We start from the raw sequence: 14,119 nt of genomic DNA, 5'->3' as shown, positions 1-14,119 counted from the left end.
GTCGCGCAGCATGATGCCGCACAGGTCGGTTGTCGCGCCCGTCGCGTAGATGCTTCCGCGAAATCCGTTGCGGTATAAAAGAGGCAACAGGCCAGAATGGTCGATGTGCGCGTGCGTCAGTAAGACGCAGTCGACGTCCGTGGCGGAAAAAGGCAAGGTTTGACTCCGGTATTCGTCGGGGCCTTGCTTCATGCCGCAGTCGATCAATATGTTTTTACCGCACGCTTTCAAAAAATAGCAGCTGCCCGTGACTTCGTGCGCAGCGCCAAAAAAATTCAGGTTCATGGAGGAGCCTCCCTTTGTTGATGTGTCTATATTTCATTTTAAAGGGGGCGGGGTGTAAAAACAAGTGGAAATGTGGTAAGATAATAATGATATTTTATGATGCGGAGGAAAGAAAAATGAGTAAAATGCAGGAAGTGCAAAAGGAAATGATCGCCGCGATGAAGGCGAAGGATACAGAACGCAAAGAGACGCTGACGCTGCTTTTGTCCGCGATGAAGGCGAAGGAAAAGGACAAGCGTGAAGATTTGAGCGACGAAGAGGAAAACACGATCATTTTAAAAGAAGTCAAGCAGGCGGAGGAAAGCCTTGCGGGCGCGAAGAAAGCCGAACGTCAGGACTTGATCGATATGAACGAGAAGCGGATCGCCGTCTTGAAGGAGTTTGCGCCCGTTCAGATGGATGAGGAACAGATACGCAAGGTCATCGATGACGTTTTTGCGAAGCTGGACATCGGTCAGGCAACGCCGCAGGATAAGGGCAGGATCATGAAGGAGCTGATGCCGCTTGTGAAGGGCAAGGCCGACGGCGGACTGGTGAATAAGCTGGTCGGGGAAAAGATGCAATAACAAAAAAACGCGGAAGACCGCGTTTTTAGTTTGCCTGTGTCTTGCGTTCCTGTATTTGCCTGCGGATAAAGGTAGATAAGAAGCCGATCACCGCGGACACCATTGCAAAGCCAAGGCCGGTATACAAGACCCCTAAGTATACGTGCGGCAAAACATTGAGGGAACGAAGCACGATGCCAAAGGTGATCATGCACGCCATGATGATATAGCCTCTAACATCAAAAAAGGCAAATGCGCAAATTTTGTCCTTCTCAAATGCGTCGATGCGTTTCATATGTTTTTTATACAAACGGTAAAATACAAATTTGAAAAATAGGAAAAAAATGACCGCCGCGATCAAGATGCACAGCCAAGGCATCGTCCAGTTTTCCACCATGGAGGGAATGCCGATGGACAGTACGGCTGTTGATGCGATGCCCCATACGATGCCCGCGAGCAGCGGAAGGAATTTTTTGTGGATGCGCGGGGCGTGGTCTAAATTGATCTTTCCTTTTGTCATAGACTCTACCTTCTTGTGTTTTTCTTACATCATAACAAATAACCAGCGAAGCGGGAAGCGAAACAAAACGCAAATTTGCCGTTGACTTCGCCCGGGGGCTATGGTAGCATAAAGGTCATAATGAATATTCCGTGAGGGAGTAGTTGGCATACGGCAAGCCGTGTGCGGCAAGTCAACATACTGGTGGGAACGCCTGGCTTGCCTTGATTAACGAGACTCATGTATCGCTTGTTTGGCGGATACGTGAAGTCTTTTTTATTTTGACGGAGAGACTGGGTATCGCTTAGAGCGGTATCCGGTTTTTTATTGCTATGGAACATCCGGCCACGATAGCGCGTAATGCGGACGCGTGTGGCACATTTCGTTTGGGAGGAACGGTATGCAGGCATTTTTAGAGACAGGCAGACAGACGGTGGCGCGGCTCGGTACGGACGTACAGCGGGGACTCAGCGACACGGGGGTAGCGGACAGCAGGCAAAAATACGGCGTGAATGAATTTACGCGGGAAAAACCGCCATCGCTGTTAAAGCGACTAAAGGATGCCGCCACAGAACCTATGATCATTATGCTGATCGTGGCAGGGATCATCGCGCTTGCGGTCAATATTGCGCGCAGCGCAAGCGGCGGGGAAGCAGATTTTTTGGAATGTGTGGGTATTTTTGTCGCGATCTCGCTTTCGGTCGTGATCACCGTCATCATGGAGGGTAAAAGCGCAAAGGCGTTTGAGGCGCTGAGCGCGATCAATGAGGATATCCTCGTGCGCGTGGTGCGCAACGAGCAGATACAGCTGATCCCGCAAAAAGAGGTGGTGGTGGGAGACATCATCCATCTGGAGACGGGGGACAAGCTCCCTGCTGATGGGCGGCTTATCACAAGCAAGGGGCTTTATGCCGACGAAGCGTCGCTTACGGGGGAGAGCGTTCCCGCGGAAAAAGACGCAGAAGCGGTGTTCGGGGACGAAAAGACGCCGGTTGCGGAGCGTGTGAATATGCTGTATTCAGGCTGCTTTATAACGGGCGGCAGCGGCATAATGGTCGTGACTGCCGTGGGGGATGGGACAGAGTTCGGCAAGATCGCGCAGGAGCTTTCGGGCGCACAAAAAGCGAACACACCCTTGCAGGACAAGCTTGCTAAGCTGGGCAAACTGATCACCATGCTGGGCGCGATCGCGGCGGCGATCGTTTTTACGATACAGGTCATTATCTTCGTATCGAGCGGCACGGCGTCCCTTGACACGATATCTGAGGCGTTCATTACGAGTATCGTGCTTATTGTTGCGGCGGTGCCGGAGGGACTGCCCACCATCGTTGCGGTGTCGCTTGCTTTGAATATCATCAAGATGGCAAAGCAAAACGCGCTCGTCAAAAAGATGGTCGCGTGCGAAACGGTGGGAAGCATCAACGTCATATGCTCTGATAAGACGGGTACGCTGACACAGAACAGGATGACGGTTCTCGCGGTGGGAACGGACGAGGGCATCGTGAAGCCGGAGGAACTGAAGAATAAAGCATTGCTGCACAACTTCTGCCTCAACGGGACGGCGGACTTAAGCTGCAGCGTTTCTGCGGACTTCATTGGTAACCCGACGGAATGCGCGCTTCTCGTGGCGGCGCAAAAGAGCGGATATGATTACCGGCAGATGCGTGACGCAAAAGAGATCGCGTGCGTGTTCCCGTTCAGCTCGGAAACCAAAAATATGACGACGATCGTAAGTGAGGACGCAAAGAACATTGCGTATACCAAGGGAAGCCCGGAAAAAGTATTGGCGATGTGCGAAATGGACGAGGCGCACAAACGGCGTATTGAAGCGGATATGCTTGCTTATCAGGAAAAAAGCTGCCGTGTGATTGCATTTGCGCACAAAGAGCTTGCGGCGATGGAGGACTACGAGAGCGGCAGGCAGGTGATCGAGAGCGGCATGTGTTACGATGGGTTTACGGCGATAACAGACCCGCTGCGCGAGGATGTGCTGGCGGCGGTGGAGCGCTGCCGCAGCGCGGGTATCGGTCTGAAAATGCTAACGGGCGATAATATTGTGACGGCGACGGCAATTGCGAACGAGCTGGGTATTTTAAGCGATGGGCATATTGCCGTTGAAGCGGGAATGCTCGAAGATATGAGCGAGCGGCAGTTGCGTGAGGTGCTGCCTAAGATACGCGTAATCGCGCGCAGTACGCCGACGATAAAAATGCGTGTGGTGAATGCCCTCAAGGCAAACGGGGACGTTGTCGCGGTAACGGGCGATGGCATCAACGACGCGCCAGCCTTAAAAAACGCGGACGTAGGCATCGCGATGGGCATATCGGGCACGGAGGTTTCCAAGGAGGCAAGCGATATCGTGCTGCTGGATGATTCGTTTTCCACGATCGTCAAGGCGGTGCAGTGGGGACGCGGTATTTATGAGAATTTCCAGCGCTTCATACAGTTTCAACTGACCGTCAACCTGTCGTCGGTGATCGTTGTACTGTGCTCTATTTTGATGGGATTTGTTTCGCCTTTTTCTGCGCTGCAGCTTTTGTGGATCAATATCATTATGGACGGGCCGCCTGCGCTGACGCTTGGTCTCGAGCCTATCCGTGAAGACCTGATGAAGCGTTCGCCCATCCCACGGGACGCGAGCATCGTGACGCGCGGGATGCTCGGGCGCATCGCATTCAACGGAATATTTATTTCGATCGTATTCATGGCGCAGCATGCGTGGAACTTTTTGGGCGCGCCTACTGACCAGATACCGACGGTGCTGTTTACGCTGTTTGTGGTATTTCAGCTCTTTAACGCGTTTAATAGCCGCGAGTTATCGGACACCAGCATGTTCCAAAACATCGGCAACAACAAGCTGATGCTGCTCGTGTTTTTAATCACTTTCTCGCTGCAGGTCTTAATCACGCAGTTTGGCGGCGCGTTGTTTGGCACGGTGCCGCTTGGCATCGATATGTGGCTTAGAATCGTTGCATGTGCATTGTCTGTGATTTTAGCGTCCGAGGTTTTCAAGCTTGTAAAGCGTGCGGCTACAAAAGTAAAACGCATTGATTAGAGGGCGGGAATGGCGTATAATAAAAGCATAAGATATCACATAAGAGAGGACAGAAGATATGAAAAAAATCACGCTGGTCTTGGACGGTTCGGCAGACAGGCCGAATGCGGCGCTCGACCATAAAACGCCGTTGGAATACGCAAAAACGCCCAATTTGGACGCACTTTACAGAAAATCGCTCAGCGGTACCTGCCTGACCATCCCTGATGGGCTGGAGGTGGGCAGCGCGGTCGCGAATCTGAGCCTTCTCGGCTTTGACCCGCACACCTACCGCGGCAGGGCGATCATCGAGGCGGCGGGGCTTGGCCTGCCCATGAACGACGATGACTTATACATCCGTTGTAACATGGTGACCTTTGAGGGCGACAGTTTTGAAGGGAGCCGCATCAAAAGCTACAGCGCGTACGACATCGCAACAGAGATCGCGGGACCTGTGATGAAGGAACTTGCTGCGGCCGTATATGACGACGAATACCAGCTGATCTACTGCGGGTCGTTTCGCAACACGCTGATCGTGAAAAACGGAAAAGACCTGTATCCGCTCGGACTCGAGCCCGCGCACGACATCATCGGGCAGGACATCGCGCCATTTATCAAAACAAGCGGAAAACAGGCGAAGTTCTTTGAGCTGATGAAAGCGTCGTATGATTTCATGCAGGACAAGGGAATCGCGGCGAACGGGCTGTGGTTCTGGGGGGATTCCATCATGCCGGAAATCAAGGGCGACACAAGAGGCCGTGTCGCGCTTTCTGAAACGCTGCTGATGGACGGCATCACGACCATCGCGGGGCTGCCCAACATCGGGACAAAGCGCGAGGGGCGCAGCTTTGACGATTTTCTGAAGGAAAAGCTTGATAAGGCGACCCGCGCGGTGCGCGAATACGACGATATCTATGTGCATATCCAGGAGACGGACGATCTTTCGCACGAGCTTGAGCCGGTGGAAAAAATGCAGGCGATCGAATCCATCGACCACGTGTTTTTAGGGGATTTCCTTGCGGGCATAGAGGACGATTATACGCTGTCTATCGCCTCTGACCACTTTACATTCTCTGATACGGGCGCGCACGGAGCAGAGCCGGTGCCCTTCCTGTTTTATGATTCCACGAACGAGCGGGAACAGGACGGACGCTTTACCGAGCAGGACTGCCGCGACAAGAATTACCGCATCACGGCGGCGGAACTAAAAGCGATGCAGAAATAATATTTTTGCTTGACAGAACAAAAAACGTCTGATAGAATACAGAACCATAAAGAGCTAAACCAACGATTCAGAGGAGTAACCGGGAAAACCGCTTTTGAGAGAGTGATGGATGGTGTGATCATCGCAGCAGAGGATTTTCGGTGAATGGACTGATGAGGGCAGGGAGAAAGGCGATAAGCCGAGTAATACCTGACGGCATCCCACCGTTATGAGGGACGACAGTTGTTGGACTGTTATGAGGGGGCGTATCATGCGTCAATTTAGGTGGCACCGCAGAAGTTTTATAAGCTTTTGTCCTAGGAATACTGGGATAAAAGCTTTTTTTTATCCCGGAAAAAGAAAAGCCGCGCCCGAACACGCAATGCGGGAGAGGGCGGCTCGATAAAAATTTGAAGGGAGAACAAAACAATGGTAAAAGTTCCGCACAGACTCTATTTAACAGAAGACGAGATGCCGAAGCAGTGGTATAACATGCGCGCGGATATGAAAGAATTACCGGAGCCGATGATCAACCCTGCGACCATGCAGCCGGCAACGGAGGAAGACCTTTATCCGGTATTTTGTAAAAAGCTTGCGCATCAGGAAATGGACAACGAAACACGGTATGTTGATATTCCCGAAGAAATATTGGAGATGTATAAGATATACCGTCCCTCGCCGCTCATTCGGGCTTATAACTTAGAAAAAGAGTTAGGCACGCCGGCAAAGATATACTACAAATTCGAGGGCAACAACACGTCGGGCAGCCACAAGCTGAACTCGGCGATCGCACAGGCATATTACGCCAAGGATCAGGGGCTTACCGGCCTGACCACGGAAACGGGTGCAGGCCAGTGGGGTACGGCACTCGCGGAAGCGTGCTCTTACTTCGGGCTGCCGCTTACGGTATTCATGGTCAAAGTGTCGTATGAGCAAAAGCCGTTCCGCAAAGCGGTCATGCAGACATTTGACGCGGACGTGATCGCCAGCCCGAGCGACACGACACAGATCGGCAGGAAAATCCTTGCGGAAAACCCCGGAACGGGAGGAAGCCTTGGTTGCGCGATCTCGGAGGCGGTGGAAAAGGCGGTCAGCACGGAAGGGTATCGTTATGTGCTCGGCTCGGTACTGAACCAGGTGCTGCTGCACCAGTCTCTCATCGGGCTGGAATCCAAGATCGCGATGGAAAAGCTGGATGAATATCCGGACGTAGTCGTTGGGTGTGCGGGCGGAGGTTCTAACCTTGGCGGGCTGATCGCGCCGTTCATGCAGGACAAGCTGACCGGCAGGGCGACCCCGAGGATCGTAGCGGTGGAGCCCGCATCCTGTCCTTCGCTGACACGCGGAAAGTATGCGTACGATTTCTGCGACACAGGCAAGATCACGCCTATGGCGAAGATGTATACGCTGGGCAGCGGCTTCATGCCCTCCGCAAACCATGCGGGCGGGCTGCGCTACCACGGGATGTCGCCTATTTTATCCAAGCTTTATCACGACGGATATATGGAGGCGGTATCTGTGGAACAGAGCAAGGTCTTTGAAGCGGCGGTGCTGTTTGCAAAGAAGGAAACGATTTTGCCTGCTCCCGAATCTGCACACGCGATCCGTGCTGCTATCGACGAAGCGCTGAAATGCAAGGAAACCGGCGAGGAAAAAACGATCCTCTTTGGCCTTACGGGAACAGGATACTTTGATATGACGGCATATGAAGCGTTTCATGACAAAAAGATGAACGACTATATCCCTACGGATGAGGAGCTTAAAAAGGGCTTTGACAGTCTGCCGCAAATGCCTTAAGGCAAGCGGCACCGGGTGTTTACAAATAGGGGAAAGACGTTTATAATAAGAGCAGGCTGGTGCAAAAGCCGGCATAGAGTAGCGGGGAACGTTCCCCGAAAGAGCGGGCAAGCGCCCATAGAGTAGAACTGGAGAGAAGAGAAATGGATTATAGAACCTATTTGAAGAATTATCCGGATGAAAATGGAAAATTTGGCGAGTATGGCGGGGCGATTTTGCCGCCCGAGCTCATTCCTGCGTTTGAAGAAATCACGGAAGCATACGAAACGATATGTAATTCCGCGCAGTTCATCAACGAGCTGCGGCGCATCCGACGTGAATTTCAAGGGCGTCCTACGCCGGTATACCACTGCGAACGTTTGTCGAGGATGCTCGGACGGGTGCAGATATATTTAAAGCGTGAGGACTTAAATCATACGGGCGCGCATAAATTGAACCACTGCATGGGCGAAGGGCTGCTTGCCAAATATATGGGCAAGAGGAAGTTGATCGCAGAAACGGGCGCGGGGCAGCACGGTGTTGCTCTTGCGACGGCAGCGGCGTTTTTCGGTCTTGAATGCGAAATACATATGGGCGAGGTCGATATCGCAAAGCAGGCGCCCAATGTGACGCGCATGAAGATTCTGGGCGCGAAGGTTGTGCCGGTATCGCGTGGCGCGGCAACCTTGAAGGAAGCGGTGGATTCTGCCTTTGAAGCGTATGCGCGGGATTATAAGGACGCGATCTATTGCATCGGCAGCGCGGTGGGGCCGCATCCGTTCCCTATGATGGTGCGCGACTTCCAGATGATCGTCGGTCAGGAGGCAAGAGAGCAGTTTTTGGAAATGACGGGCAACCTGCCGGACGCGATCTGTGCATGCGTGGGCGGGGGCAGCAACTCGCTAGGGCTGTTTACACCGTTCCTCGACGATCCGGTGGAAATCTATGGCGTAGAGCCGATGGGCAGAGGCGCTGATGTAGGCGACAACGCTGCCAGCATCACATATGGCAAAAAGGGAACGCTGCACGGCTTTGAAAGCTATCTTTTGCAGGACGAAGCGGGCGAGGCCGCCCCGGTCTATTCTGTGGCAAGCGGGCTTGACTATCCGTCGGTGGGGCCGGAGCATGCGTTTTTGCACGATCTCGGCCGTGTCAATTATGTGAGTGCGACGGATGATGAAACGATGGAAGCGTTTTTCAAGCTTTCGCGCTATGAGGGGATCATTCCCGCCATCGAAAGCGCGCATGCCATCGCTTATGCGATGAAGTATGCAAAGGAAAACAAAAAGGGCTCGATCCTCGTGAATTGCAGCGGCAGGGGCGATAAGGATATCGACTATGTTGCGGAAAAATACGGGTATGGCGAGCAATACAAATAAAAAACCAAGCAAAAGACCGCATGGATTTGTGCCGTGCGGTCTTTTTTGTTGCCGTTGCAAAGAAAATGCTTTTCGCGTAAAATAGTTTCATGGAAGTATAAATGTATGAGGTGGGGACATATGAAGAAAATCTTGAGCTTTTTTACCAGCCGATTGTTTATCGTATTTGCTTTGATCGCTGTGCAGGCGCTGATCATTATCAGTGTTTTTTATTATTTTGACGAAGAATCTGAGATACTGCAGAACATTTTTTTTGTACTGAGCCTGATCATGGCACTGTATATCGTCAACAAACGCCAGAACGCTTCGTATAAGCTTGCATGGATCATTCCGGTGCTGGTTCTGCCGCTACTGGGCATTTTGCTGTATGTCTTTTTCAGCCAGCGCAAGATCACAAAAAAAATGCGCCAGAAGGCAAAGGAGATATACGAAAAGACAAGCTGTCTGCTTGAGCAGGATGCGCAAGTGCTGGGAAGGCTTGAGGAGCAGGACTTAAGCGCCATGCGGCAGGCGGACTATATCCGCCGTTCCAACATGTTTCCTGTGTGGGAAAAGACACAGACGCAGTATTTCCCGAGCGGGGAAACTTTTTTCGAGCAATTGAAGGCCGAACTCGAAAAAGCGGAACGATATATTTTTATGGAATATTTCATTGTGCAGGAAGGCGTGATGTGGAACAGCATTCTGGATATCTTAAAGCGCAAAGCAGACGAAGGGCTTGACGTGCGTTTTATGTATGACGATATGGGTTGCGCGCGTACGCTGCCCTTCCAATATTATAAAAAACTGCGCGGGATGGGTATCAAATGTATCGTGTTCAACACCTTAAAACCTGAGCTTTCGTCCATATTCAATAACCGCGACCATAGGAAGATCACTGTGATCGACGGGCACACGGCTTTTTGCGGCGGCGCGAACTTAGCGGATGAATATATCAATGAAATCGAAAAATTCGGGCACTGGAAGGACGCTTCCGTTATGCTGAAGGGTGACGGCGCGTGGTCGTTCGCGATGATGTTTTTGCAGGCGTGGGATTTTATGGTCGGCGAGGAAAACAATTGCGGCGCGTTTTTACCCGAACCGAGATATGTGGAAAATTACCAGACGGACGGCTTTGTGCAGCCGTACTGCAACGACCCGATGGACGACGAATACATCAGTGAGAACGTTTACCTCAACATGATCACGCGGGCGGAAAAATATCTGTACATCAATACGCCGTACCTGATCTTAGACAACGAACTGATGGCGGCACTCACCAATGCGGCAAAGAGCGGCGTTGATGTGCGCATCACAACGCCGCATATCCCGGACAAAAAAATGGTCTTTATGCTGACGCGCGCGTACTATGAGCAGCTACTGGAGGCGGGTGTGCGCATCTATGAGTATACGCCCGGTTTTATCCACTCCAAGACGTTTGTGTGTGACGACAAGATGGCGATCGTGGGAACGATTAACTTAGATTACCGCAGCTTGTTCTTGCACTATGAATGCGGTGTGTGGATGTATGGGACGTCTTCTGTTATGGCTGTAAAAGAGGACTATATGAACACGATGCCTTTGTGCGGAGAGGTTGAATATGAGGAGATACGCAGGCGTAAATGGTATGTCCGGTTGATGCAGGCGGTGCTTCGTGTATTTGCGCCGCTGATGTAGCACGAAAAACAAAGACGCCTCTTTGTTAACAAAGAGGCGTCTTCTAAAAAAGGGGTGGAGAGAAAAGAAAAAGCTATTTGAGCGTCTCGGTCTGCGAGGACATACTGTCCCTTAGCATTTGTACAGGGAGTGGCGCGGCAGTGCCAAACGCAAAGATCAGTAATGTGATGCCGAGCGCTATGACCGCTCCTAACGCAACAAACTGACGAACCATTTTAGCTACCATCGTTGACACTTCCTTTCCCGTGTATCAGTGACACGCTTGTTACCTTTAATGTAGACCCTGACCGAACGTTATAAACATTAAAAACTTGAAAAAAATGGATATTTTATATTGCCATCGCATGCGATGTGTAGTAGAATAAATAAAGCATAAGGAACCTTTAAATTAGTACAGAGAGGCTGATAAGGTTTGGGCATATCGTCACGCAATGATACCGTCTTTCTGTCAAGTGCAGGGAGACGTTTTTTTGTGCAAACCGAAAAGGAACAGGGAGAAAAATCATGAAACATTTACTGGACCCAATGGACATTACTGTAGAGGAAATCGACGATTTGCTCGACCTGGCAGACGAAATCATCGCAGATCCCGTGAAGTATCAGGAAGTGTGCAGGCATAAAAAGCTGGCTACACTTTTTTTTGAGCCTTCGACGAGGACGCGCTTAAGCTTTGAGGCGGCGATGCACGAGCTCGGAGGAGACGTGATTGGCTTTGCAGGGGCGGACAACAGCTCGGCTTCTAAGGGGGAAAGCGTAGCGGATACCGTACGTACGGTGGAATGTTATGCGGACATCATCGCGATGCGCCACCCAAAGGAAGGTTCGGCAATGGTCGCTTCCCAAAACGTGCAAATACCGATCATCAATGCGGGCGACGGAGGGCACCAGCACCCGACGCAGACCTTAACAGACCTATTGACCATCAGGTCGCTTAAGGGCAGGCTTGACAATCTGACCATCGGCCTGTGCGGCGACCTGAAATTCGGACGGACGGTACATTCGCTGATCCGTGCGCTGTCACGTTATAAAAACATCAAATTTGTACTGATCTCGCCGATGGAGCTGAAGGTACCGCGCTACGTAAAAGAAGATGTGCTGAAAAACAATGAAAATGTGACGTATGTACAGTATGAGCGTTTGGAAGAAATCATTTCCGATCTCGACATCCTGTATATGACGCGCGTACAGCGCGAGCGCTTTTTCAACGAGGAAGATTATGTGCGTCTGCGCGACAGCTACATCCTCGATATGGATAAGCTGGCGATGGCAAAGGACGATATGATTGTGATGCATCCGCTGCCGAGGGTGAACGAGATATCTGTGGAAGTAGACAAAGACCCGCGTGCCGCATACTTTAAACAAGCGCTGTTTGGAAAATATGCACGCATGGCGCTGATCATGACGATGTTGGAGGTAAATGCGTAATGTTGAGTATCGATAGTGTGGAAAGAGGCGTGGTCATCGACCACATCAAAGCAGGCAAGGCAATGAGTATTTATAACTACCTGCGCTTAGATAAGCTTGATTGTGCCGTGGCGATCATTAAGAACGTAAAAAGCAACCGCATGGGCAAGAAGGACATCATCAAGATCGAAAATGAGATCGCTACAGACCTCGATATGCTGGGGTTTATCGATCCGAATATCACGGTGAACATCATCGACGGGGGCAAGATCATCCAGAAGATGAACTTAAAGCTTCCCGAGCGCGTAGAGAACATTGTAAAATGCAAAAACCCGCGCTGCATCACCTCTGTGGAGCAGGAGCTGCCGCATGTGTTCCGCCTGACTGACGCGGAGCACAGTGTTTATCGCTGTGCTTACTGTGAACAGGAAGCGGATAAATAAAAAAATGTATTGCATAATTATTCATTTAAATGTATAATTATAACATTGAATGAACAATGAGGTGTAGCTATGAAGCATTTACTAAAGATGAGTGACCTTTCCAAGGAACAGATCATCGAGATACTCGATCTGGCGGACAAATTGAAGGACGACAATAAAAAAGGGATCAAGCATCCGATCCTTGCGGGAAAGACGCTGGGGATGATTTTCCAGAAATCGTCCACGCGTACGCGCGTATCCTTTGAGGTGGGCATGTACCAGCTGGGTGGTTATCCGTTGTTCTTGTCGTCAAACGACTTGCAGATAGGCAGGGGTGAGCCTGTTGAGGACACGGCGCGCGTACTTTCGCGTTATCTGGACGGCATCATGATCCGTACGTTTGCGCAACAGGAAGTGGAAGACCTCGCGAAATACGGCGACATCCCGATCATCAACGGGCTGACGGACTATGCGCATCCGTGTCAGGTGTTGGCCGACCTGATGACCATACGCGAATACAAAAAGAGCTTTGACGGCCTTAAAATGGCGTACATCGGCGACGGGAACAACATGGCGAATTCGTTGATCGTGGGCGGGCTGACGGTAGGAATGGAGGTCGCGTGCGCGATTCCCAAGGATTATTGGCCAGACGAACAGGTGATGGAATTTGCAAAGGGCAATCCGAAGTTCTCTATTTCGGAGGACGTATTCGAAGCGGCAAAGGACGCGGATGTGCTGTTTACGGACGTATGGGCGTCTATGGGTCACGAAGCGCAGGTAGAAGCGCGTAAAAAAGCGTTTGAGGGCATCCAGATCAATGCTGATGTGATGGCGGTCGCTAAGCCGGACGCGATGGTGCAGCACTGCCTGCCCGCGCACAGGGAAGAGGAGATCTCAACGGAGGTGTTTGAGGCGCACGCGGGCGAGATTTTTGACGAAGCTGAAAACCGCATGCACGCGCAAAAGGCTGTAATGGTCTTGCTGATGGGCGACAAATAGAAAAGAAGTCCAATAAAAAGCTCCGGCATGATGCCGGAGCTTTTTTGATCGATCGTTCTATTTATCTTCCGTGTCGTGGATCACGACCGTTTGTGCACTTGCCTGCGGCGGGATGGAGAAGGTCATCCTCCCGTCGGTGGTGACGGTGACCTTTTGCCCGACTTTCAGGTCTTCCGGCTTGTAGCCGCTGGACTCGGTCTTTTCTGAAGATATTATGGTGTCGTTTGAAACGACTGCGATCAGGTCGTCAAGAGGTTCGCTGTCTTCGTCGTCCTTGACATACACCAGATAATACTCGTTATCCGGCGTGATCTCAGTGATCGTACCGTCGAACTCCTTTTTTACGTCGGGAGTCTCGGCTGCGCCTGCCTGTGCATTGTCATCTTCACGTTCTGTGACTACGACCTTCACGGGTGTTGCCTGCGGCGGCTCGGAAGCTGTTACAGGCGTGAGCGGCGACAGGTATATCTCCACTTCGTCCCCGCGGCTCAATGCGCCGTCCGTGTATGCGGAAACATTTCCGTTTTCGATGAGCGGTGTTTCGGTGCTCAAGTGCGCGACCAAAATTTTGTAGCTTGCATCGGATTTTGTATCCGTGCCGTCTACTGTGATGCTGGTCGTATCGCCGGATGTCGCGATATTCGTGATCTCGCCTTTTGCAGCCAAAACAAGTTCGTCCTCGGAAGGAGCCGCACTCGGTACTGGCGCAGGGGTGCATGCACTAAGCAAAAATACGGAACAAACGGCGATTGCCAGCGTTCCTAAAATACTCTTTTTCATAAGCTGATTATCCTCCAGATAATTTACTGTAAGGTATTAATACACATTTCATGCATTTGTCAAACCCAAACGACAGAAATAGGTACAGGCACTGACAGTGTATTGCGGTTTATGATATAATGAACGTGAAAAGGAC

Annotated in this window: 13 protein-coding genes and 1 other annotated feature; of the genes, 9 read left to right on the top strand and 4 right to left on the bottom strand. The window is 51.2% G+C overall.

The window, feature by feature from the left end:
• A partial coding sequence (locus VB081_RS10345; RefSeq protein ID WP_323400745.1) for an MBL fold metallo-hydrolase occupies positions 1 to 285 on the bottom strand: 285 nt, incomplete at its 3' end.
• Between the two features lie 116 nt (positions 286 to 401).
• Between VB081_RS10345 and VB081_RS10340 the strand changes: the two genes are divergently transcribed.
• Positions 402 to 851, top strand: coding sequence for a GatB/YqeY domain-containing protein (locus tag VB081_RS10340; protein ID WP_323400744.1), 450 nt, complete (start codon positions 402 to 404; stop codon positions 849 to 851).
• 25 nt (positions 852 to 876) lie between these two features.
• Here VB081_RS10340 and VB081_RS10335 read toward each other — a convergent pair whose 3' ends face one another.
• Positions 877 to 1,350, bottom strand: a complete 474-nt coding sequence (locus tag VB081_RS10335) for a hypothetical protein (RefSeq protein WP_323400743.1) — start codon at positions 1,348 to 1,350, stop codon at positions 877 to 879.
• 379 nt (positions 1,351 to 1,729) lie between these two features.
• Between VB081_RS10335 and VB081_RS10330 the strand changes: the two genes are divergently transcribed.
• From VB081_RS10330 to cls, 5 genes are all read left to right on the top strand, one after another.
• A complete protein-coding gene (locus tag VB081_RS10330; RefSeq protein WP_323400742.1) occupies positions 1,730 to 4,384 on the top strand; it encodes a calcium-translocating P-type ATPase, PMCA-type in 2,655 nt (884 codons plus the stop codon).
• A gap of 58 nt (positions 4,385 to 4,442) precedes the next feature.
• On the top strand, positions 4,443 to 5,588 hold the full coding sequence (locus VB081_RS10325; protein ID WP_323400741.1) for a hypothetical protein: 1,146 nt from the start codon (positions 4,443 to 4,445) through the stop codon (positions 5,586 to 5,588).
• A 53-nt stretch (positions 5,589 to 5,641) separates the two neighbouring features.
• Positions 5,642 to 5,890 (top strand) — a binding site (T-box leader).
• A gap of 106 nt (positions 5,891 to 5,996) precedes the next feature.
• The gene (locus tag VB081_RS10320; RefSeq protein ID WP_323400740.1) at positions 5,997 to 7,364 is read left to right on the top strand and encodes a TrpB-like pyridoxal phosphate-dependent enzyme; all 1,368 of its coding nucleotides are present in this window, start codon (positions 5,997 to 5,999) and stop codon (positions 7,362 to 7,364) included.
• Positions 7,365 to 7,507: 143 nt separating this feature from the next.
• A complete protein-coding gene (trpB, locus tag VB081_RS10315; protein ID WP_323400739.1) occupies positions 7,508 to 8,722 on the top strand; it encodes a tryptophan synthase subunit beta in 1,215 nt (404 codons plus the stop codon).
• Between the two features lie 120 nt (positions 8,723 to 8,842).
• Positions 8,843 to 10,378 (top strand): cardiolipin synthase, encoded by a 1,536-nt coding sequence (cls, locus tag VB081_RS10310; protein WP_323400738.1) that lies wholly within the window; start codon positions 8,843 to 8,845, stop codon positions 10,376 to 10,378.
• A 73-nt stretch (positions 10,379 to 10,451) separates the two neighbouring features.
• Here cls and VB081_RS10305 read toward each other — a convergent pair whose 3' ends face one another.
• A complete protein-coding gene (locus tag VB081_RS10305) occupies positions 10,452 to 10,604 on the bottom strand; it encodes a hypothetical protein (RefSeq protein ID WP_323400737.1) in 153 nt (50 codons plus the stop codon).
• A 278-nt stretch (positions 10,605 to 10,882) separates the two neighbouring features.
• Here VB081_RS10305 and pyrB point away from each other — a divergent pair, with 278 nt between their 5' ends.
• The 3 genes from pyrB to argF all read left to right on the top strand — a co-directional run bounded on the left by pyrB (position 10,883) and on the right by argF (position 13,203).
• On the top strand, positions 10,883 to 11,803 hold the full coding sequence (gene pyrB, locus VB081_RS10300; protein WP_323400736.1) for an aspartate carbamoyltransferase: 921 nt from the start codon (positions 10,883 to 10,885) through the stop codon (positions 11,801 to 11,803).
• On the top strand, positions 11,803 to 12,225 hold the full coding sequence (locus tag VB081_RS10295) for an aspartate carbamoyltransferase regulatory subunit (RefSeq protein WP_323400735.1): 423 nt from the start codon (positions 11,803 to 11,805) through the stop codon (positions 12,223 to 12,225). The genes pyrB and VB081_RS10295 overlap by 1 nt, the downstream gene beginning before the upstream one ends.
• A gap of 69 nt (positions 12,226 to 12,294) precedes the next feature.
• Positions 12,295 to 13,203, top strand: a complete 909-nt coding sequence (gene argF / locus VB081_RS10290; RefSeq protein ID WP_323400734.1) for an ornithine carbamoyltransferase — start codon at positions 12,295 to 12,297, stop codon at positions 13,201 to 13,203.
• A gap of 57 nt (positions 13,204 to 13,260) precedes the next feature.
• On the opposite strand, the gene VB081_RS10285 is transcribed toward argF, so the two are convergent.
• Positions 13,261 to 13,983 carry a hypothetical protein gene (locus tag VB081_RS10285; RefSeq protein ID WP_323400733.1) on the bottom strand — a complete coding sequence of 241 codons (723 nt, stop codon included), beginning with the start codon at positions 13,981 to 13,983 and terminating at the stop codon, positions 13,261 to 13,263.
• Positions 13,984 to 14,119: the final 136 nt, after the last annotated feature.

This window comes from Christensenella sp., assembly GCF_034927525.1.
Classification (GTDB): Bacteria; Bacillota; Clostridia; order Christensenellales; family Christensenellaceae; genus Christensenella.
This window is presented reverse-complemented; position numbering and strand designations above follow the sequence as displayed.

Coding starts and splice junctions, on each gene's coding strand:
- VB081_RS10325 (WP_323400741.1), top strand. CDS start 4,443: ATGAAAAAAATCACGCTGGTCTTGGACGGTTCGGCAGACAGGCCGAAT.
- cls (WP_323400738.1), top strand. CDS start 8,843: ATGAAGAAAATCTTGAGCTTTTTTACCAGCCGATTGTTTATCGTATTT.
- VB081_RS10335 (WP_323400743.1), bottom strand. CDS start 1,350: ATGACAAAAGGAAAGATCAATTTAGACCACGCCCCGCGCATCCACAAA.
- VB081_RS10305 (WP_323400737.1), bottom strand. CDS start 10,604: ATGGTAGCTAAAATGGTTCGTCAGTTTGTTGCGTTAGGAGCGGTCATA.
- VB081_RS10330 (WP_323400742.1), top strand. CDS start 1,730: ATGCAGGCATTTTTAGAGACAGGCAGACAGACGGTGGCGCGGCTCGGT.
- VB081_RS10320 (WP_323400740.1), top strand. CDS start 5,997: ATGGTAAAAGTTCCGCACAGACTCTATTTAACAGAAGACGAGATGCCG.
- VB081_RS10295 (WP_323400735.1), top strand. CDS start 11,803: ATGTTGAGTATCGATAGTGTGGAAAGAGGCGTGGTCATCGACCACATC.
- argF (WP_323400734.1), top strand. CDS start 12,295: ATGAAGCATTTACTAAAGATGAGTGACCTTTCCAAGGAACAGATCATC.
- VB081_RS10340 (WP_323400744.1), top strand. CDS start 402: ATGAGTAAAATGCAGGAAGTGCAAAAGGAAATGATCGCCGCGATGAAG.
- pyrB (WP_323400736.1), top strand. CDS start 10,883: ATGAAACATTTACTGGACCCAATGGACATTACTGTAGAGGAAATCGAC.
- trpB (WP_323400739.1), top strand. CDS start 7,508: ATGGATTATAGAACCTATTTGAAGAATTATCCGGATGAAAATGGAAAA.
- VB081_RS10285 (WP_323400733.1), bottom strand. CDS start 13,983: ATGAAAAAGAGTATTTTAGGAACGCTGGCAATCGCCGTTTGTTCCGTA.